We start from the raw sequence: 835 nt of genomic DNA, 5'->3' as shown, positions 1-835 counted from the left end.
AGGGCAATCAAAATCCCGATCACCACCAGCACGATCTCCCCGAAGGCATACAGCAGGTATCGGTTGATCTTATTTTCGGCAAGCAGGCGTTGGCGGAGATGTCGGAAGAAGCGGATCATTGCGTTGCCTTTAGTTCACGTGCGATGAGCTCAAGTATCCGGACGTTCTGGCTTCGTACAAGATTGAGTTCCTGCATCGCGTCAAGGATCTGGCCAAATCTTTCAGCCAGGAAGTCTTCAAATAACGGGTCGCCTACCAGGGCCCGATAATCTGAACTGAATTTGCTTTTGCTGGAATCGTAGAACCAGGTTTCGTAATCGACTTTGCGCACATGCGGGGCCATAATCCGATTGGCATTATCGAGCCACGAATTGATATGGCGCTCTTCATTTTCTGCAGCGTCTGCCACCACATCCTGCCAGCTGAAAAGCAGATTCACGAGGGTATCATTTTGTATTAGGTGTACATCTCCAGATGCAATCCCCGATCGAAGCGCCCCGTTTTGGGGGTCGAAAGTCCAGAGGTAAATGGTTTCACTCAGCCATATCCGCAAAGAGTCATCGGAGACCTGCTTCGCCTGCTCGAGGGTCAGGACAAAGAATTTACGCGTGGCCTGAACAACCCGGGCGTTAAAATAATTTACACTGTCGAGTTGCTTGAGGTTCGCATTGAATTCAACCGAAAGCGCCCGAAGCAAGGCCTCTTTTTTTGCATGGCTTTTTTGGTTTTCGCTCCAGGTATTGACCTGCAGGGCAATCAAAATCCCGATCACCACCAGCACGATCTCCCCGAAGGCATACAGCAGGTATCGGTTGATCTTATTTTCGGCAAGCAG

1 protein-coding gene is annotated in these 835 nt (G+C 50.2%); it reads right to left on the bottom strand.

The window, feature by feature from the left end:
- Positions 1-115: 115 nt before the first annotated feature.
- On the bottom strand, positions 116-835 hold a 720-nt coding region (locus NG653_RS14620), incomplete at its 5' end, for a DUF6090 family protein (protein ID WP_370281141.1).

Source organism: Robiginitalea marina, from assembly GCF_024006985.1.
GTDB lineage: Bacteria > Bacteroidota > Bacteroidia > Flavobacteriales > Flavobacteriaceae > Robiginitalea > Robiginitalea marina.
This window is presented reverse-complemented; position numbering and strand designations above follow the sequence as displayed.